This window comes from Burkholderia sp. 4NA327C6 (genome assembly GCF_005502655.1).
Lineage (GTDB): Bacteria > Pseudomonadota > Gammaproteobacteria > Burkholderiales > Burkholderiaceae > Burkholderia > Burkholderia contaminans.
In genome coordinates this window covers 47,862-67,223 of record NZ_SCNZ01000020.1, presented here as the reverse complement: position 1 = coordinate 67,223, position 19,362 = coordinate 47,862, and the positions used below count along the sequence as shown (strand labels likewise).

18 protein-coding genes are annotated in these 19,362 nt (G+C 69.6%); 6 read left to right on the top strand and 12 right to left on the bottom strand.

What is annotated here, in order from left to right; genetic code table 11:
* The first annotated feature begins 85 nt into the window (after positions 1–85).
* From FFS49_RS21030 to FFS49_RS21010, 5 genes are read left to right on the top strand one after another with little or no spacing between them, the layout of a single operon-like run.
* Positions 86–1,726, top strand: a complete 1,641-nt coding sequence (locus tag FFS49_RS21030) for an ABC transporter substrate-binding protein (protein WP_105817823.1) — start codon at positions 86–88, stop codon at positions 1,724–1,726.
* Positions 1,727–1,779: 53 nt separating this feature from the next.
* The gene (locus FFS49_RS21025) at positions 1,780–2,808 is read left to right on the top strand and encodes an ABC transporter permease (protein WP_105817822.1); all 1,029 of its coding nucleotides are present in this window, start codon (positions 1,780–1,782) and stop codon (positions 2,806–2,808) included.
* 13 nt (positions 2,809–2,821) lie between these two features.
* Positions 2,822–3,691, top strand: a complete 870-nt coding sequence (locus FFS49_RS21020) for an ABC transporter permease (protein ID WP_105817821.1) — start codon at positions 2,822–2,824, stop codon at positions 3,689–3,691.
* Positions 3,688–5,403, top strand: coding sequence for an ABC transporter ATP-binding protein (locus FFS49_RS21015; protein WP_105817820.1), 1,716 nt, complete (start codon positions 3,688–3,690; stop codon positions 5,401–5,403). The genes FFS49_RS21020 and FFS49_RS21015 overlap by 4 nt, the downstream gene beginning before the upstream one ends.
* 29 nt (positions 5,404–5,432) lie before the next feature.
* Positions 5,433–6,767 (top strand): LLM class flavin-dependent oxidoreductase, encoded by a 1,335-nt coding sequence (locus FFS49_RS21010; RefSeq protein ID WP_105817819.1) that lies wholly within the window; start codon positions 5,433–5,435, stop codon positions 6,765–6,767.
* A gap of 105 nt (positions 6,768–6,872) precedes the next feature.
* Here FFS49_RS21010 and hutC read toward each other — a convergent pair whose 3' ends face one another.
* From hutC to FFS49_RS20965, 9 genes are all read right to left on the bottom strand, one after another.
* The gene (gene hutC, locus FFS49_RS21005; protein WP_039353358.1) at positions 6,873–7,628 is read right to left on the bottom strand and encodes a histidine utilization repressor; all 756 of its coding nucleotides are present in this window, start codon (positions 7,626–7,628) and stop codon (positions 6,873–6,875) included.
* Between the two features lie 56 nt (positions 7,629–7,684).
* Positions 7,685–9,178, bottom strand: coding sequence for a histidine ammonia-lyase (hutH, locus tag FFS49_RS21000; protein WP_105817818.1), 1,494 nt, complete (start codon positions 9,176–9,178; stop codon positions 7,685–7,687).
* 7 nt (positions 9,179–9,185) lie between these two features.
* Positions 9,186–9,977, bottom strand: a complete 792-nt coding sequence (locus tag FFS49_RS20995; protein ID WP_039353363.1) for an ATP-binding cassette domain-containing protein — start codon at positions 9,975–9,977, stop codon at positions 9,186–9,188.
* Positions 9,978–10,004: 27 nt separating this feature from the next.
* The gene (locus tag FFS49_RS20990; protein ID WP_039353366.1) at positions 10,005–10,751 is read right to left on the bottom strand and encodes an ABC transporter permease subunit; all 747 of its coding nucleotides are present in this window, start codon (positions 10,749–10,751) and stop codon (positions 10,005–10,007) included.
* A gap of 10 nt (positions 10,752–10,761) precedes the next feature.
* Positions 10,762–11,484: an ABC transporter permease subunit gene (locus tag FFS49_RS20985; protein WP_039353368.1), complete on the bottom strand. Its 723-nt coding sequence runs from the start codon at positions 11,482–11,484 to the stop codon at positions 10,762–10,764.
* Between the two features lie 92 nt (positions 11,485–11,576).
* Positions 11,577–12,437 (bottom strand): transporter substrate-binding domain-containing protein, encoded by an 861-nt coding sequence (locus FFS49_RS20980; RefSeq protein ID WP_105817817.1) that lies wholly within the window; start codon positions 12,435–12,437, stop codon positions 11,577–11,579.
* A 362-nt stretch (positions 12,438–12,799) separates the two neighbouring features.
* The gene (locus tag FFS49_RS20975; protein ID WP_226285462.1) at positions 12,800–13,933 is read right to left on the bottom strand and encodes a TIGR03364 family FAD-dependent oxidoreductase; all 1,134 of its coding nucleotides are present in this window, start codon (positions 13,931–13,933) and stop codon (positions 12,800–12,802) included.
* 250 nt (positions 13,934–14,183) lie between these two features.
* Positions 14,184–15,428, bottom strand: a complete 1,245-nt coding sequence (locus FFS49_RS20970; protein ID WP_105817815.1) for a putative glycoside hydrolase — start codon at positions 15,426–15,428, stop codon at positions 14,184–14,186.
* A 204-nt stretch (positions 15,429–15,632) separates the two neighbouring features.
* Positions 15,633–16,109, bottom strand: coding sequence for a hypothetical protein (locus FFS49_RS20965; protein WP_105817871.1), 477 nt, complete (start codon positions 16,107–16,109; stop codon positions 15,633–15,635).
* 449 nt (positions 16,110–16,558) lie between these two features.
* On the opposite strand from FFS49_RS20965, the gene FFS49_RS20960 reads away from it, so the two are divergent.
* Positions 16,559–17,071 (top strand): lecithin retinol acyltransferase family protein, encoded by a 513-nt coding sequence (locus FFS49_RS20960; protein WP_105817814.1) that lies wholly within the window; start codon positions 16,559–16,561, stop codon positions 17,069–17,071.
* Here FFS49_RS20960 and FFS49_RS20955 read toward each other — a convergent pair.
* The 3 genes from FFS49_RS20955 to FFS49_RS20945 all read right to left on the bottom strand — a co-directional run bounded on the left by FFS49_RS20955 (position 17,068) and on the right by FFS49_RS20945 (position 19,184).
* Positions 17,068–17,268, bottom strand: a complete 201-nt coding sequence (locus tag FFS49_RS20955; protein ID WP_105817813.1) for a hypothetical protein — start codon at positions 17,266–17,268, stop codon at positions 17,068–17,070. The two genes, FFS49_RS20960 and FFS49_RS20955, sit on opposite strands and share 4 nt — an antisense overlap.
* A 165-nt stretch (positions 17,269–17,433) precedes the next feature.
* Positions 17,434–18,225 carry a polysaccharide deacetylase family protein gene (locus FFS49_RS20950; RefSeq protein ID WP_105817812.1) on the bottom strand — a complete coding sequence of 264 codons (792 nt, stop codon included), beginning with the start codon at positions 18,223–18,225 and terminating at the stop codon, positions 17,434–17,436.
* The gene (locus FFS49_RS20945; protein WP_105817811.1) at positions 18,222–19,184 is read right to left on the bottom strand and encodes a 1-phosphofructokinase family hexose kinase; all 963 of its coding nucleotides are present in this window, start codon (positions 19,182–19,184) and stop codon (positions 18,222–18,224) included. The genes FFS49_RS20950 and FFS49_RS20945 overlap by 4 nt, the downstream gene beginning before the upstream one ends.
* Positions 19,185–19,362: the final 178 nt, after the last annotated feature.

Here is a 19,362-nt window from a genome sequence, read left to right as displayed (position 1 = left end):
CGCGCTCCGTTTCGACATCCCTCTCGCACCGCGCTTCGTCGTGCCCCGTTCCACCTGCCATGCCACTTGTAAAGGATTGCCCCGCATGACCTTCGCTTTTCCGGATTTCACGCTCCGCGCGTCGCGCCGCACGGCATCGACCGCGCTGCTGTTCGCACTCGCCTTGCCGCCCGCGGCGTTCGCCCAGGGCACGCCCGTCACCGGCGGCACGCTGACCTGGGGCGTCGAATCCGAGCCGCGCACGCTGAATCCGCAATTGAACGGCCAGGACAAGGTCGAGCTGCTGCTGCGCAACGTGTATGAGAGCCTGCTCGCGCGCAAGCCGGACGGCAGCTTCGTGCCGTGGCTCGCGACCGGCTACAAGGTGTCGCCCGACGGCAAGACCTACACGTTCACGCTGCGCGACGGCGTGAAGTTCAGCGACGGCGCGCCGCTCGACGCGCAGGCCGTCGCGCGCAACTTCCTGAACGCACGCAATCCGGCGTATTCGGGCGGCAGCCAGCTCGCGGCGCAGATCCTGCACGTCGCGGACGTGAAGACGCCGGACGCGCGCACGGTCGTGATCACGCTCGACGCGCCCTATGCGCCGTTCCTGACCTTCGCCGGCCGGTTCGCGCTGCTGTCGCCGAACGCATTCGACCGGCCGGGCCTCAAGTCGGGCGGCACCGACGTCGCCGGCACCGGCCCGTTCATCCTGCGCCGCTACGTGAAGGGGCAGGAAATCGAATTCGCGAAGAATCCCGACTATCGCTGGGCGCCGCCGACGGCGGGCCATCAAGGCCCGGCTTACCTCGACCGGATCGTCTACCGGTTCCTGCCGGAATCGTCGGTGCGCACCGGCGCGCTGCTGTCCGGCCAGGTCGACGTGATCGAGGGCGTATCCGGCAACGACGCGGCATTGATCCGCAAGAACCCGGACTTCACCTACCAGCACGCGCTGAACACCGGCACGCCGTACTCGCTGTTCCTGAACGTCGGCTACGGCCCCACGCAGGACGTTAAGGTGCGCCGCGCGCTGCTCGAAGGGCTCGACACGACCGGCATCGTGCAGTCGATCTATCGCGGCGAGCGGACGCGCGCATGGGGCATCACGTCGCCGATCGACCCGCTCTACGACGCACGTATCGAGAAGACCTACGGCAACAATCCGAAGCTTGCCAACCAGTTGCTCGACGAGGCCGGCTGGAGCGCACGCGACAGCGGCGGCTACCGCACGAAGAACGGCGAACGGCTGACGATCGCGGTGATCCAGGCGCAGGCGACCGTGCGCGACCAGCGCGACGTGCTGCTGCAGGCGCTGCAGGCGCAGGCGCGGCAGCGGCTCAGCGTCGACCTGAAGATCCAGTACGTCGACGACGGCACGTACGTCGAGGCGCGCAAGACCGGCAAGTTCGGCTCGATCGCGAACTCGAACACGCCGCCGGACGGCATCGACATCGAAGGCCATTACCTGCCCGTCGATCGCGGCGGCGCGCTGAACTACAGCCGCGCGGCGGCGCCGGAACTGACGCGCTGGCTGCAGGCGGCCGCGCGCACGCAGAACGTCGCGGAGCGCAAGACGCTGTACGGCGAGCTGCAGCGCTTTGCGATCAACGAGCAGGCGTATGCGGTGCCGCTGTACGAACCGGAGGACCAGATCGCCGCCGCGAAGGCCGTCCAGGGCCTGCGCTTCCGCCCGTTCGCGCAGATGCCCGAGAACCCGTACGACGTGTGGGTGAAAAAGTAAGCGAGCAAGCCACACCGGTCCGTCGCGCGCGGCACCGGCAGGAGAAGCCGAGCATGAACCATCCGAGCGCCGTACCTGTTTCCGCTCATGACGCCGCGGCGCCCACGCCCGCCGCGCCGCCCGCATCGCCACCGGCCGCGTGGCGCCGCGTGCTGCGCTCGCCGGTGGCGACGCGGCTCGCCACCGGCGTACTGGTGCTGTGGGCCGCGATCACGCTGTCGTTCGCGGCCGTGCACGTCGCGCCCGGCGACATCGTCAGCATCCTGATCGGCGAGCAGCTGAGCACACCGCAGATCGAAGCCGCGATCCGCCGGGAATGGGGGCTCGACGAGCCGCTGCCGCTGCAATACCTGCACTACCTGTGGCGGGTGCTGCACGGCGACTTCGGCCGCTCCTACATCCTGAACACCGACGTCGCGCCGCTCGTGATCGGCCAGCTGTGGCCGACGCTGAAGCTGACGGGCGCTGCGCTCGTCGTGACGCTCGTGTTCGCGGTCGGCCTCGCGGTGCTGACGGCCGGCCGCCGCTGGGCCGGGCGGGCGGCGTCCGGCGTCGAGCTGCTGCTCGCGTCGACGCCGTCGTTCTGGCTCGGGATCATGCTGCTGTTCGTGTTCAGCTTCACGCTGAAGCTGTTCCCGGTCGCCGGCGATCGGGGCTTCGCGTCGCTCGTGCTGCCGGCGCTGTCGCTCGGGCTCGCGCAGGGCGCGGTGATCGGCCGCGTGCTGCGCCAGGGCATCGAGCGCGCGCTCGACGAGCCGTATGCGCTGACCGTGCGCTCGTGGGGCATCGGCGGGCTCGCGCTGCGCGTGCGGCATGCGCTGCGCCACGCGGCGCTGCCGGCCGTCACGCTCGCCGGCTGGCTCGTCGGCGGGCTGCTGAGCGGCGCGGTGATCACCGAGCAGGTGTTCGGCCGGCCCGGCCTCGGCAAGATCACCGTCGACGCGGTGCTGTCGAAGGACATGCCGGTGATCCTCGCGATCGCGATCCTGTCGGCGGCGATCTATGTCGCGCTCAGCACCGCCGTCGACCTGCTCTACCTGCTGATCGACCCCCGCCTGCGCGACCGCCGCGCGCGGCATTGAACCGGAGACATCGATGTCCACGCCCCTCGACCTGCCGTGGCGCCCGCGCGCGCCGCTCGGCGCGACCGGCTGGCTGCGCCGCCATCCGGGCCTCGCGCTTGCGGCCGTCTACCTGCTGCTGAACGCAGTTGCGGTAATCGCCCCCGGCTGGCTCACTCGCTACGACCCGCTGGCCGCCGATCCGCTGGCCGCGCAGCTCGGCAGCAGTGCCGAACACTGGCTCGGCACCGACCAGCTCGGCCGCGACATCTTCTCGCGGGTCGTCTACGGCGCCCGCTACTCGCTGTCGATCAGCGCGGCGTCGATCGCGGTCGCGACGCTGTTCGGCACCGCGCTCGGGCTGTTCGCGGGGCTCGCGCGCGGCTGGCTCGACGAACTGATCTCGCGCTTTCTCGATGTGGTGTCGGCGTTCCCCGACCTGCTGCTCGCGCTGATGCTGATCTCGTTTACCGGCCCGGGCGCCACGAACCTCGTATTCGCGCTCGGTGTCGCGTCGGTGCCGCGTTTCGCGCGCGTGGTGCGCGCGCAGACCTTCGTCGTCGCCGGCTCCGGCTACGTCGAGCAGGCGCGCACGCTCGGCCTCGCGCCCGCGGTGCTGGTGTGGCGCCACGTGCTGCCGCACGCGATCGCGCAGGTGCCGGTGCTCGCGACCGTCGGGCTCGGCACCGCGATCATCGGCGCGTCGGGCCTGAGCTTCCTCGGCATGGGGCCGCAGCCGCCCGCCGCCGAGTGGGGGCTGATGCTCGCCGAGGGCCGCAACTACCTGTACAACGCGTGGTGGATCGCGGTCTGGCCCGGCCTCGCGATCACCGCGGCCGTCGTCGCCGTGAACGCGCTCGGCGGCTACTGGCAGGCACGCTTCGAACGCCGGGAGACGACATGACGACCCACGCACCGGCACCGCACGCCGCGCCGCTCGTCCACGTCGAACGCCTGACGATCGGGTTTCGCGGCCCGCGCGGCACGCGCCCCGTCGTCGGGCCGCTCGACCTCGTCGTCCATGCCGGCGAATGCGTCGCGCTCGTCGGCGAGTCGGGTTCCGGCAAGTCGGTCACCGCGCGCAGCCTCGTCGGGCTGAACGGCCCGCACGCCGTGGTGGACGCCGAACGCCTCGAGATCGCCGGCACCGATGCGCGGCGCCATCGCGAACGCGACTGGCGCGCCATTCGCGGCCGCCGGATCGGCTACGTGCTGCAGGACGCGCTCGTGTCGCTCGATCCGCTGTGGCGCGTGCGCGATCTCGTCGCCGAGGCGCTGCACGATACGCGGCGGCGCGACGTGCACGCGCGCAGCGCCGACCTGCTGCGCTCGGTCGGCATCGACGAGCCCGAACGGCGCTTGCCGCAGTATCCGCATCAGCTGTCCGGCGGCTTGCGGCAGCGCGTGCTGATCGGCACCGCGCTCGCCGGCGGCGCATCGCTGCTGATCGCCGACGAGCCGACCACGGCGCTCGACATGACCGTGCAGCGGCAGATCCTGTCGCTGCTGCGCGCGCGCCGCGAGGCCGGCGATGCGCTGCTGCTGATCAGCCACGATCTCGCGGTCGTCGCCGAACTCGCCGATCGCGTGCTCGTGATGCGGGCCGGCCAGGTCGTCGAGCAGGGGCCGGCGCGCGACGTGCTGACCGCGCCCGCGCATCCGTATACGCGCCAGTTGCTCGCCGCGATTCCGACGCCCGCATCGCGCGGGTTCCGGCTCGCGATGGATCCGCAGGCCGACGCCGCGGCCGCAGCCGCAGCCGCAGGCCCGGCCGCGCGCATCCCGCTGCCGCCCAAGCGAATCGAGGCCCGCGAGAAAGTGCTCGCCGTCGACGCGGTGACGAAGCGCTACGGCAGCCACGACGCACCTGTCGCGGTGGACGGCGTGTCGTTCGCGCTGGCGCGCGGCGAGACGCTCGGCATCGTCGGCGAATCCGGTTCCGGAAAATCGACGATCGCGCGGATCGTGCTCGGCCTGACCGAGCCGGACAGCGGTACCGTCGCGCTCGACGGCGAACCGTGGAGCGGCGTGCCCGAAGCCGCACGGCGCGCCCGCCGCGCGCGGCTGCAACTGATCGCGCAGGACCCGTACAGTTCGTTCGACCCGCGCTATTCGGTTGGCCAGATCATCGGCGAGAGTCTCGATGCGATCGGCGTGCGCGGCGATGCGCGCCGCCGCCGCGTGCTGCAACTGCTCGACGAAGTGCGGCTCGGCGCCGGCTGCATCGACCGCTATCCACGCGAATTGTCGGGCGGCCAGCGGCAGCGCGTCGCGATCGCGCGCGCATTCGCGCCGAACCCGGCGCTGCTCGTCGCGGACGAACCCGTCAGCGCGCTCGACGTGTCGATCCAGGCGCAGGTGCTCGACCTGCTCGCCGACCTGCAGGCCGAGCACGGCACCGCGATGCTGTTCATTTCGCACGATCTCGGCGTCGTGCATCACGTCGCCGACCGGATTCTCGTGATGCGGCGCGGCCGCGTGGTCGAAAGCGGCCCGGTCGGCGCGGTGTTCGCCGCGCCGTCGCATCCGTACACCGCGTCGCTGCTCGACGCGCTGCCCACGCTGCCCACGCTGCCCGATGCGCGCCCGTCACCCGCGCGCGCCGCGGTCGCATGACATCCGCCCCTCTCTCGTTCCGTCCCGTCATGAGCCAACCGACTTCCGCTTCATCCCGCCCGATCCATCTCGGCGCCATCATCCAGGGCGCATCCGGCAACATGTCCGCGTGGCGGCATCCGGATGCGGTCGCCGACGCGAGCATCAACGTGACCTTCGTGCGCGAGCTCGCGCGGCAGGCCGAGGCCGCGAAATTCGACCTGCTGTTCGTCGCCGACGGCCTGCACATCAACGCGAAATCGATCCCGCACTTCCTGAACCGCTTCGAGCCGCTCACGCTGCTGTCGGCACTCGCGCTCGTCACCGAGCGGATCGGGCTGGTCGGCACGCTGTCGACGTCGTACAGCGATCCGTTCACCGTCGCGCGGCAGTTCTCGAGCCTCGACCACCTGAGCGACGGCCGCGCCGGCTGGAACGTCGTCACGTCGCCGCTCGAAGGCTCGGCGAAGAATTTCTCGCGCGACAAACATCCCGAGCATGCGCTGCGCTACCGGATCGCATCGGAATTCCTCACCGTGACGAAGGGGCTGTGGGACTCGTGGGAAGACGACGCATTCGTGCGCGACAAGGCGAGCGGCGTGTTCTTCGATCCGGACAAGCTGCACACGCTGAATCACACCGGCGAATTCTTCTCGGTGGCCGGGCCGCTGAACATCGGCCGCTCGCGACAGGGGCGCCCGATCCTGTTCCAGGCCGGCGCGTCGGACGACGGCAAGGGGGTCGCGGTCGAGCATGCCGATGCGATCTACACGCGCCAGGAGACGATCCCGCTCGCGCAGGCGTTCTATGCGGACGTGCAGAAGCGGCTCGCGGCGCGCGGTCGCGCACCCGACAGCCTGAAGGTGTTCCAGGGCACGAGCGTGATCGTCGCGGCATCGGCCGCCGACGCGGAGGCGCAGTATCAGGACACGGCGCGGCTCGTGACGATCGACAACGCGCTCGACTATCTCGGCCGCTACTTCGATCACCACGACTTCACGCAATACGCGCTCGACGCGCCGTTCCCGGATCTCGGCGAGCTCGGCGGCAACCAGTTCCGCAGCACCACCGACACGATCAAGCGCGACGCAGCCGAGCGCGGCTTGACGCTACGCGAGGTCGCGCTCGAGGCGGCCACGCCGCGCCCCGCGTTCGCCGGCACGCCCGAGCAGGTTGCGGACGGGTTGCAGGCGTGGGTCGATGCGCGCGCCACCGACGGCTTCATCGTGCGCGGCGGCACGCCGACGGCGTTCACCGAGTTCGCGACGAAGGTCGTGCCGATCCTGCAGGAACGTGGCGTCTACCGGCGCGATTACGAAGGCGCGACGCTGCGCGAGCATCTCGGGCTCGCGTACCCGGTCAATCGCCACGCGCAAGCGGCCTGAATGCCGGCCGCACGGGGCGGGCGCATCGGGCAGCCGCCTGCCCGACCCGCCCCGGCGATCTGCTTCGGGCAACGACGTCGAACGGCAGCGGCAGCAGCCCCCTGCCTACACCCTCCCCGCCAGATGAAACCGTGACGCCGGATGCCACAGCTGCACCGACGTCGCGACCTGCCCGCCGACCCACGTGCGCCGCCGCAGCAGCAGGCACGGTTCGCCGATTTCCATCACGAGGTGCCGGCGCACTTGCGCATCGGGTTTCTGCGCGTAGATGCGGAATTCCGCACGCTGGATCGGCGCGAGCCGCACCATGTAGTGGTTCGGCGTCTCGACCGTGAAATCCTGTTCGAGATACGCGGGAAACAGCGCCGGATTGACGTAGCGATCCTCGAACTGGATCGGCTCGCCCTCCTCGCAATGCACGATGCGCGAATGAAACACCGGCCCCGTGCGCAGCCCGAGCGCTTCGATCGCTTCGGGATCGTCGCTGCTTTCGAGCGTCATCACGCGCGCACTGTGCCGATGGCCGCGCTCGGCGATCTCGTCCGCGATGTTGCGGATCTCGAGCACCGTCGATTCGTAATGACGGCGCTCGACAAAGGTGCCCGCACCCTGGATGCGGGTCAGCACGCGCTCGGCAGTCAGCTCGCGCAGCGCACGCGACACGGTCATCCGCGCCACGCCGAACTCCTTGACCAGTTCGGCCTCGGTCGGAATCGCGCCGCCCGGCTTCCAGTCGCCGTTCGCGATCCGCTCGACCACGTAGCGCTTGATCTGCTGGTAGGCCGGCAGCGCGCGCGCCGGCACGTCGTCGCCCGGTACGGCCTCCGGCCGGGCCGCCGTGTATCGTTCCGCTTCGTTCATGCGCCCTCGATCGAATGAAGATGGGATGACCTGCCGGCCGCCGCAGCGCCGCTGCGTCACACCAGCGACGGCGGTGCGCCCGCGACGATGGCGGCCGCGCTCGCGATGTCGTCGGCGAGCGGCCGGTCGTCGTGATACGCCGGCACGCGTTCGCGCACGTAACGCCGCAGCGCGTCGGTCGGCGCCGCCCGCGATGCTTCGTTTTCCTGCAGATCGTACGCCTGCGCGGCGGCCAGCAACTCGATCGCGAGCACACGCGTGGTGTTCTCGATGATGTCGAGCGCCTTCAGCGCGGCCGGCGTCGCATGGCACAGGTGATCCTCCTGCAGGCCCGACGTGATGCCGCCATCGAGGCTCGCGGGCGCGGCGAGCCGCTGGTTCTGCGCAACCAGCGCGACCGCCGTGTACTGCGCGATCATGAACCCGGAACACGTGCCGCCCGGCGCCGCGAGAAATGCCGGCAGCCCGCTCACGAGCGGATTGACGAGCCGGTCGAGCCGCCGCTCGGCAATCGCCGCGACCTGCGCCATCGCGGCCGCGAGGCTGTCCATCGCGAGCGCGATGCCCGCGCCGACCGCATGCGCCTGCGAATGAACGGTCGGCGCGTCGCGCGTGCCCGCGACGATCGGATTGTCGGTCACGGACGCGAGCTCGCGGTCGACGACTTCCGCCGTGACCGCCAGCACGTCGCGCGCCGCGCCGTGCACGTGCGGAATCGTGCGCAGGCTGAGCGGATCCTGCGTATGCCGCCCGTTCGCCGCGGCGAGCATCGCGCTGTCGGCGAGCATCGCGCGCAGGCGCGCGCCGACGTGCCCGATGCCGGGCGAAATGCGCAGCGCCAGCGATGCCGGATCGAACGCGGCGAGCTGGCCGCCGAGATTCTCGAAACTCGTCGCCGCGATCCAGTCGGCCCAGTCGAGCAGCCGCTCCGCGCGGGCGAGCGCGAGCGCGGCGAGCCCCGTCACGCACGGCGTGCCGTTGACGAGGCTCAGCCCCTCCTTCGCACCGAGCGCCAGCGGCTCGCGGCCGATGCGGCGCAGCGCTTCGTCACCGCGCACGCGTTCGCCGCGATGACGCGCGTGGCCATGCCCGATGCAGACGAGCGCGACGTGCGCCATGTGGGTCAGGTAGCCGACCGACCCGTGCGCCGGCACTTCCGGCAGGCAATCGTGTTCGAGCAGCGCGACCAGCTGGTCGACGATGTCGGCCCGCACGCCGGAATGCCCGTGCGCGTAGTTGTTGATCGCGGCCGCGATGATCGCGCGCGTTTCCGCCGCACCGAGCGGCGCGCCCACGCCGACCGCGTGGCTCATCAGGATGTTGCGTGACAGCGTACCCTGCTGCGCGGGCGAGACGATCACGTCGCACAGCGCACCGACGCCCGTGTTGACGCCATACGCGCGAATGCCGCGCGCGACGATCGCGTCGACGAGTTCGCGCGCCGCGACGACACGCCCGCGCGCCTCGTCGGTCAACGCGAGCGGCGCGCCGGCCGCCACCGCCGCAATCTGCCGCCAGTCGAGCGGCCGGGCCGAACGGAATACGGTCATGGCAGCCTCAGTTCGCGGCACGGTCATGATGGCTCGACACGAACTGGCGGAAGCGTTCGGAGCACTGGCCGCCGAACAGTTCGCCGGGCGTGCCGTCCGCATCGACCTCGCCCTGATGCAGGAACATCACGCGGTTCGACACGTGCCGCGCGAAGCCCATTTCGTGCGTGACGACCAGCATCGTGCGCCCTTCCTCCGCGAGCGAACGCATCACGCGCAGCACCTCGCCGACCAGCTCGGGATCGAGCGCGGAAGTCGGTTCGTCGAACAGCATCACCTTCGGATGCATCGCGAGCGCCCGTGCGATCGCGACCCGCTGCTGCTGGCCGCCCGACAGATGGGCCGGATAGTAGCCGCGCTTGTCCGCGAGGCCGACGCGCGCGAGCAGCGCCTCGGCCTCCTCGACCGCCTCCGCGCGACTGCGCTTCTGCACGCGCAGCGGCCCTTCGACGAGATTGTCGAGCACGGTCATGTGCGACCACAGGTTGAAGTTCTGGAACACCATCCCGAGCTGCGAGCGGATGCGGTCGACCTGGCGCCGGTCGCCCGGATGCAGCTTGCCGTCGCGCGCGCGTTTCATCTTCAGTTCCTCGCCGGCGAGCGCGACCGAGCCGTCGTCGGGCGTTTCGAGCAGGTTCAAGCAGCGCAGGAAGGTACTCTTGCCCGATCCGCTCGCACCGAGGATCGAGATGACGTCGCCTTCGTGCGCATCGAGCGAAATGCCCTTCAGCACGTGGTGATCGCCGAACGACTTGTGGATGTTCCTGACCGACAGGGCGACGGGAGCAGCGGTGTTCATCGATTTCTCCGGGAAGGAAGGACGCGGTCAGGATGCGACACGTCGCGCATTGCGGGCGTCGGCCGCGGGTGCGCCGGACGGCTTCGGCGCGCGCAGGTGGCCCGACAGCCGCCATTCGAGCGCGCCGAGCAGGCGGACGACGATGAAGTTCAGGCCCAGGTAGATGAGGGCCGCACACACGAACACCTCGGTCGTCCGGTAGGTTTGCTGAATGATCTGCTGCGCGACGCCCGTCACCTCCCACACGGTCACGAGGCTGGCGAGCGCGGTGGACTTGACCAGCAGCACGGCTTCGGTCGAATACGCGGGCAGGCACTGGCGCAGCGCAATCGGGCCGATCACGCGGCGCAGCAGTGCGAAGCCCGACAGGCCGATCGAATAGCCGGCCTCGATCTGCCCGACCGGCACGGCCATCAGCCCGCCGCGCAGGATCTCGGCCGTGTAGCCGGCCGTACAGAGCGCGAGCGACAGCACCGCGCACACGTACGGCTCGCGCAGCAGCGGCCACATGAAGCTCTCGCGGATCACGCCGAACTGGCCGAGCCCGTAGTACACGAGAAACATCTGGATCAGCAGCGGCGAGCCGCGAAACACGAGGATGTATGCACGCGCGAAGCGGTTCGGCAGCCAGCGCGGCGACACGCGCATCGTGACGATCACGAGCGACAGCAGGCCGCCGAGCACGAGCGACGCGAAGAACAGCCCGAGCGTGGTCGGTACCGCCGCGAGCAGCTGGCGCAGCGTGTCGAACAGGAAGTCGAAATCGAGTGACATGGGCGCTCCGTCAGTTGCGTGCGAAGTTGCGGCGGAACGACCGGCCGACGATTGCTTCGGCCCGGTTGAACACGCGGTTCGACAGCCCCGTCATGACCAGGTAGAGCGCGCCGCCCGCGACGAAGAACACGAAATACTGGTGGGTCGAATTCGCCGCGATCTGGCTCGTGCGCAGCAGCTCGGCGAGCCCGGTGACCGAGATCAGCGCCGAATCCTTCAGGCTCAGCTGCCACACGTTGCCGATGCCGGGCAACGCGAAGCGCAGCACCTGCGGAATCAGGATGCGGCGCAGGACCATGCTGCGCGGCATGCCGATCGAGCGCGCCGCTTCGAGTTCGCCCTTCGACACCGCGAGCACGGCCGCGCGATACACCTCGGCCTGGTACGCGCCGGAAATCATCCCCACCGCGAGCGCGCCGATCACGAAAGGCGGCACGCCGATGAAGCCTTCCGCGCCGAACCACTGGCCCACGGCCGTGACGAGCGTCGAGCCGCCGAAATAGAACAGGTAGATGACGAGCAGTTCGGGCACGCCGCGAAACACCGTCGTATACAGGTCGCCGAGCAGGCGGGCGCTGCGATAGCGCGACAGCTTCGCGGCCGCGATGCCCGCGCCGATCACGGCGCCGACCGCGAGCGCGGCAAGCGTCAGCGCAACCGTCATCAGCGCGGCGAGCAGCAGCACGCCGCCCCAGCCTTCGGTTCCGAAGCCCAGCATTTCAAGGATCGCCATGCGTGCCTCCCGGCAAGCGTTGATAGGATCGGCGGGATGCGCGCCGCCGCGCGCGGCTCATGCCGCTTGCGCGGCGGCGGCCGGACGTGCGCTTACGGGGTGACGTCAGTCTTGAACCACTTGTCGGCGAGCTTCTTCACGGTGCCGTCCGCGAGCGCGGCGCCGATCGCCGTATCGAACTTCGTCTTCAGGTCGGCATCCTGCTTGCGGAACGCGAGCCCTTCACCCGGCCCCCAGATCGGGCCGCCGAGCTTCGGGCCCGCGAGCACGATCGATGCGGTGTCCTTCTTCGTGTTGTTCGCCGCGTAGTACGTGACATCGTCGAACGACGCGTCGATGCGGCCGGCGACGAGGTCGAGATCGCGCTCGGGCGAAGTCTTGTACACACGGATCGACGCGATGTCCTTGAAGCTGTCGTTGATGAACTTCGTGTAGACGGTGCCCGACTGGATGCCGATCGTCTTGCCCTTCAGCTGCTTGCGCAGCGCGTCGACGGTCGATTTGTCGGCATTCGCGTCGCCCGACAGCTTGACGATCGGCGCGCCCGGCGCCGCCTTCGGCAGGATCTTCGTATCGGTGACGGCGAAGGTCGCGGGCGTCGCAGCATACGGACGCGAGAACAGCAGGATCTTCTCGCGCTCCGGCGTGATCGAGATCGCATCCATCAGGACATCGAACTTGCCGGCCTGAAGCCCCGGAATCATCCCGTCCCAGTCCTGCGCGACCATGTTGCACTGCACCTTGATCCGCTCGCACACGTTGGCGATGAGCTCGGGCTCGAAGCCGCCGAGCTTGCCGCCCGGCAGCGTGAGGTTCCACGGCGCGTAGCCGCCTTCGAGCGCCACCGTCACCGTCTTCCATTCCTTCGCCTGCACCGGCGCGGAAAGCGTGGCCGCTGCCGCTGCGATGATGCCGATCGTCCTGACTGCCCACTTGATGCGCTTGCCGTTCACGAGATTTCTCCTTGTGTTGAAGATCGTCATCCCTTCGGTCATGCAAGCGGCCTCAGGAATTTGTCTATACAAGCATGCAAGAAGAAAAACCGACCGACAAGCGTTGATCAAAAAAAATCGGGCAAACGCGGGAAATCCCCTAATTCAGGGGCTCTGGAGCGCCTCGTGGTGGTGATTCAAGGCACGAACATGGTGCATTTCATCCGACCTTTCGGTCAGGATGACTAGACAAATTCCTGATTCGCCCGTTTCGCTAAACACACTAAAACCGCCGATCGAATCCCGCGGTCATGCCGGCACGCGTATCGCTCGCAAAAGCATCCCGCGAACCCGGCGACTGCGCGACTCGCATGCCACCGCCCTCACCACGCGGCAAACACGTCCTGCGCGATCCCGAAGCCCGTGCTCATCCCGGCGCCGCTCGTCACGACGACGACGCGCGTGCCGTCATCCGGCGCCTCGATCAAGCAATCGGCATCGGCTGCCGACGGATAGCTGCCGGTCCAGCGTTCGACGATGTCGAGCTCCGGCACGTCGAGCGTCTCGTGCAGCAGGCGCAGGATCTGCGCATCGATCTCCTGCGTCGCGAACGGCAGCGGTGCGGCGCCGTATTCATGCGAATCGCCCACCACGAGGCTGCCGTCGGCGCTCTGCACCGCGATCAGGTGGATGCCGTAACCGAGGCATTCGGGTTCCTCCGCCCGCAGGCGCGTGCGCAATGCGTCGGCGGCGGGCAGCGCCGCGAAACCCGCGTAACGCAGCAGGCTCAGGTCGCTCATCACGGCGGCGCGCAGCGCCAGCGGGCGACGCGGCCGCACGCGCAGCATCTGCAACTGGCACAGCCGCACCGCGTGCCGCGCGAACCAGTCGCCGTACAGGTGACGGCTGTCCGCATTGCCGCAGACGATCACGCGCTCCGCGTGCAACACGCCGCGCGACGTACGCACGGTCGGCGTGCGCACCTCGTGCACCATCTCGCCGTAACGAAACGCCACGCCGAAGCGTTCCGCCAGCCAGGACGCGAGCAACCCGATCGCGGTACGCGGCTCGATGCGCAGTTCATGCGGGCTGTGCAGCACGCCTTGCGCACCGTCGAGCCGCAACTCGGGCGCCGCGGCCGCCGCTTCACCGGGTGTCATGACTCGGCAGCCGTCGGCCATGCCGGTCTGCATGAACGCATCGATCAGGCGCATCGCCTCGGGGCGGCGCGCAATCAGGTGGACGCCCTCGTGAAGCACGTCGATGCCGGCTTGCGGCGCGACGTCCGCCCAGACCTCGCGGCTCGCCCGCGCACGCCGCCAGCTGTGTTCGGCGTGCTGCCCGGTGACGGTGACGAAGCCGAAATTGCGGATCGACGCGCCCACGCATGCGGCATCGCGTTCGATCACGCTGACGCGCAGCCCCTTGCGTGCCGCCGTATAGGCATGGGCGAGGCCGACGATGCCGGCGCCGACGATGATCACGTCATGGGAGTCTGCCGCTGCGATGGCGTTCACGATTGCACGTTCCTTCTGTCGAGATGACACGCGCCGCCTTCAGGGCGGGCGTAACGGTTGCTGTTTGCCGCGTCCCATGGACGGTTTCCCCGGTGCGAGGCGAACGGGCCGGCTCGCGTCGTTCGTTCCCCGGACTGGCGCACGATCCCGCACTATCTCGACGCAAGATGACATTCGAATGAAAAGCCACAAAACAGCATGAATTGGCATATTTTGCCATTTCGGCACGTGGCGCATCCCGCTTCGCCGGTCAGCGTGGCAGCGCAGCGGGATCGTAGCGATTGCGCGGATTCCACAGCATCCATCCGTCCGTGCCGGCTGCATCGGCGGCGTCCACCTGCGCACGGATATCCGCCGCGTCGAATGCGCGCCGGTCGAACGCATAGTCGCGAAATGCCTGCAGCCAGGGCCGGAAGCGCACGCCGGCGAGCCCGGTGCGGCGCATCGCCTCCGCGAGCGAGCGCCCGACGATCTCGCCCGGGTGATCGGTCGGCTTGCGGCAGCCCGGCAGGCCCCACGTGAAGCCCGACGGATAGAGCATCGGCGAAATGTAGTCGACCAGCCCGCCCAGGGAGCCGAGCCGCTGCCCGATCTGCGTGTCGTCGGCATTCCAGCACACGTAGCCGAAGATGTCGGCCGACAGGTAGAGGTTGTAGGGCCGCAGCCGTGCGCGCGCGCCTTCCAGGAATCCGGTGATCGCGGCCACGCGGTTCGCCTCGGTGTTGGGCTCGCCGAACCGCAGGCCGCTCGCGTCGGGAAAGCGCAGGTAGTCGAACTGGATCTCGTCGAAACCCATCCGCGCGGCCTCTTCGGCCACGTCGAAGTTGTGCTCCCACGCGGCGCGCACGGTCGGGTCGATCCAGCGCAGGTGTTCGCGATCGCGCCAGATTCCGCCGGCCGCGTCGCGCACGGCCCAGTCGGGATGCGCGGCCGCAAGCGGATCGTCCTTGAATACGACGAGGCGCGCGATCAGGTACAGCCCGCGCGCATGGAATGCGCGGATCAGCGCAGGCAAGTCCGCGACGCGCGGCCCCGCCTCGCCGCCCCCTGCGCCGATCGCTTCGCGCGCGGCGCTGCGATACGGCGTCATGCCGCGATCGCCCTTCACGTCGATCACGAACGCATTGATCGCCGTGCGGCCCGGCAGCGCGAGCGCCGCGTCGCGCAGCGTGCGGTCCGCGATACCGTACGCCGACAGGTAGACGGCCTTGGGACGAAACGGGACGAGCCGCACCGTGCGCGCCGACTCGCGAGCGGCGAGCGCGACCTCCGCGCGTGCATAGCCGGGGGCGGTCACGCTGAGCGTCGCGTCGCCCGACGGCGCGGCAAACGTGCCGGTCGCCGACGCAATCAGGCTGCTGCCCGATGCATACCCGAGCGCGCCCGCCACCGGCCGGCCGCTGCCGGCATCGACGACCGTCACCGAAACAGTTCCGGCGCGGCCGGTAACGCACGTGAGCACCAGCAGCATGCTTGCGAGCACGCGGCCAAGCATCGCCGCGGGCCGCCGCCCGCCTCGACACGACTCATGCGCCTGCCGCCCGGCACGCGCCCCACCGACGTTTGCCCGAATCTCCAATGCACACCTCGCGACGCGAATTCCCGTGGACATTGTTGCGACTCCGGCGCAACGCCACGTGAGGCAGATCAACGGTACGCCACGCGCCACCGCGCGCTCCGCGTCGATCGAAGCGTGCGTCTAGGGCCCTGCACGCGTACCGGTGTCCTGACAACCACCGCAAAGCCGGATCACGCCGCGGCGCTCCGGGTTCTGCCAGTAGAACCGCACATCGACACCGCCACGCGCCGGCGCGACGACGTGCCGGACTTCCTGGACGCCCCGGTCGCGCGCCGACACCGTGTAACGCCCCGGCGGCACGCGTGCGAACAGGAACGGGCCGGCCGTGTGTGCGTCGACGACCGTCGATTTGCCGGAAGTCAACGTGACGTCGACATCGGACAGGTAATGCCCGCCCTTCGTCGCGAACATGATTCGCAGGTTGTAACGCGGCGCGGCGGCACGAAACGCAGCGACCTCCTCCGCCCCGATGCCGCCCGTGATGTACACGGCGCCGTTCTGCTCAACGGGCTCGGGCAGCGCTTGAGCCGGCGCGTTCGGCGCAGCGGCCAGCAAACAGGCCGACAGCAGCAGCGCCCCGGCGATTCCAGTCCGCATTTCATTCTCCCGGTTCAGGCACGCGGGTGGCGATGCGGCTCGTTCGTTCGGGCGCGTCACGGCCGGCGTGCCGCGACGTGACGCATGCGCATCGTTGACGAAGCCAGCGTCGCGCGGAACGCCGATTTCCCGTTGATGCAGGTCAAGCACACCGGACAGGCCAGCGGCGCGGCACGACGGTGCGAGACCGTCGGTCGGACGGTACGGCGGGCACGCAAGGCCTGAAGCGGCGGCAGGCAAGCGCCGTTGTCCGTTCCGGCTGTCAGCCGATATTGCACGGCGCGTCAGAAATTTCCGACACGACGCCCCGACATCGGACAGCAAGCTCGGACCGCGCTGATTGTCGGGCCCGGGTCCGCCGCCAATACTGGAGACGTGACAGGACGCAACGCGTACCGCGGCCGGCAAGGCGGTTTCCAGCCGGCCGCCGCGAGATCCAGGAGCTGGCCATGACTCACCCGACCGCAGCACAAGCCGACGACGCCATGCCGGATCGCGACCTTCCGGTCGGCGCCCACCTCGTGACACGGCGTCACGGTTACGTGCATCACGGGATCTATGTCGGCGACGGCAACGTGATCCATTACGCGGGCCTGGCGCACCGCCTGAGCGGCGGCCCGGTTGAAATCGTCTCCGTCGACGGCTTCTGCGCCGGTTTCGAACTCGCGATCGTCCGGCACACGCGGCCCCTGTACGACGGCACGGAAGCGGCGCGGCGCGCGGCCTCGCGCCTCGGCGAATGCCGCTACCGGCTGCTCACCAACAACTGCGAACACTTCTGCCTGTGGTGCCTGTTCGGCGTTGCAAGGAGCGACCAGGTTGCGTCGTGCCTGCGCAACCCGGTTCACGGCATCGCGGTGGGCGTCATGCTGCTTGCCTGCGTGCTGGCCGCGCGGCTGCATGCGGCTGCCTTCGAACGCACGCCGGACGCCGCCACCTGCCCGGTTCAGTGCGGGGCCTAGCGCCGCCGCTCGACAGCGTCGGCGGATGCCGCATGCACCCGCCCCCAGCGCTTCGCCTGCGCGATCGCGATACGGATCGCGCTGCCCTCGGCACGCCCTTGTCGCAGCAACGCGTTGGCGATCTCGATCGCCTTGCCGCGCACCGGAGGCGGCAGGTTCCGCATCGACGGCGGATAGCGTTCGTCATCCCACGGCATGGTGGCTCCTTTTCGGACCCGCGTGCCGATCCCGACATCCCTGTCCGTGGCTCGCGCAGCAGGATCCCAGCCATTGTGCGCCCCCCATGACGTTCTGCCGGGCGTGACCCCAAATGGAAACGGCATCCGCGAACGACGCTGGCGAACCCGCGATCGGGCATTCGATCACGGTCGCTCCCGCGCGGTTTGCAGCAATCCGTTCATGCAGCGGGTATCACACGCATCCGTCATCAGGTAGCGCGGCAGCGCCATGGCGGGATCCGCGAGCCGAACGGGCCGTGCGTCGATCGTGAACGCCGCGACATAGCCTTCGCGCGCGGCCAGCCGATCGGTTTTGGCGTCATGGACGCCGAACGGCCAGGCCAGCAACCGGACCGGCCGACCGGTTTCCGACTCGAGCCGTTCGCGGGAACGGCTCAACTGGAACGACACGAATCGTTGGTAGTCCTCCTCAGACCGCCGTGCGCGCTCGGTGCGGAAATTCGGATGCCAGTAGGTATGCCATTCGATATCGTATTCGCCGGATTGCCCGAGCACGCGCAGCTGATCCCAAGTCATCGCGTAGCTGGCGTTCGAGATCGCCGATGGATAGATGAACAGCGTGACCGGTACCGGATGCGCGGCCAGCAACGGGCGCAGCACGTCGTAGACGGAGCGGTGACCGTCGTCCACCGTGATCGCGACCGCCCGCGCCGGCAGCGCGTTCGCCTGCCCCGCGTGCCAGCGCACGATGTCGGCAAGCGGCACGATGCGGTAGCCGTTCGCCTCGATCGCACGCAATTGATCGTGGAAGGTCCCGGTGCGCACCGTCATCGAATCCAGGCGTTGCGCGGCAAACCGGTGATAGACGAGGATCAGCACGCGCTGCGGCACCGGCTCGCCCGTCACCGTGCCGGCGAACGATACCAGCGGCCAGCACGACAGCAGCAGCAGGCAGACGATCGCGCGCACGCTCATGCCGCACCACGCGCAATGGCCGCGCCACTTGCCTGCGCAACCAGTTCCGCATGAATCCGCTCGACGTCGGCGCGCGTGCACAGCGCGGTGCCGGGATGCTCGACCGAAGCCGCGGATGCCGCCAGCGCATAGCGGCATGCATCGTCAAACGGCGCGCCGCGTGCGAGCGCCCAGACCATCCCGCCGACGAAGCTGTCGCCGGCACCCACCGTGCTGCACACCGTCGCGGGCCTGCCCGGCAGGCGCAGCGCGCGCTCGCGCGTGACGACCCACGCGCCGCGCGCGCCGAGTGTCAATGCAACGATGTCCGCCCGCCCTTGCGCGACGAGCTCGGCCGCCTTGCCGCATGCCGACGCTTCGTCGAGCGGTTCGCCGGCCAACGCGCTCAGTTCGTCGAGGCTGGGCTTCACGAGATGCACCCCGGCGTCGAGGGCCGCGCGCAGCGCCGGGCCCGCCGCATCGACGACCACGCGGGTGCCGTTGGCGGCGGCCGTCCGCGCGAGCGTCGCATACAGGTCGTCGGGCGCGCCCGGCGGCAGGCTGCCGCTCAGCACCAGATAGCGCGGCGCAGGCTGCAGCGCCGCGATGCGCGCCGCGCAGTCGCGCCACTCGGCCGCCGTGACCAACGGCCCCGGCATCAGGAAACGGTACTCGCGCCCCGTCGCCGATTCGGTCACGCAGACGTTCTCGCGCGTCTCGCCGGCGATCCGCATGCGCACGGCCGGCACCTGTTCGGCGTCGAGCAGCAGCGTCAGCACATCGCCGGTCGGCCCGCCCGCCAGGTACAGCGCGACGCAGTCGCCGCCGAGCCGGTGAACGGTCCGCGCGACGTTGATCCCGCCGCCGCCGGGGTCCCGCCGTGGCCGCGCGCAGCGCAGCTTGTGCGTATCGACGATGTGCTCGACCGACGTCGAGACATCGACGGCCGGATTCAACGTAACGGTAACGATCTCGGTCATGGCGCGTAGTCGGTAAAGGGCGTGATGCGCGGGCTTGCCCGCCGCGCGCGTGCGTCCGCGGCGCGTGCCTGATGCCTGATGCCTGATGCCTGGCGCCGGCAACCGGCGCCGGCCGGTCCTGGCACCACCTTACGTGCGCGCCTTCGCCCGGCATTGACGACCGTCAAGCGATGCCGCA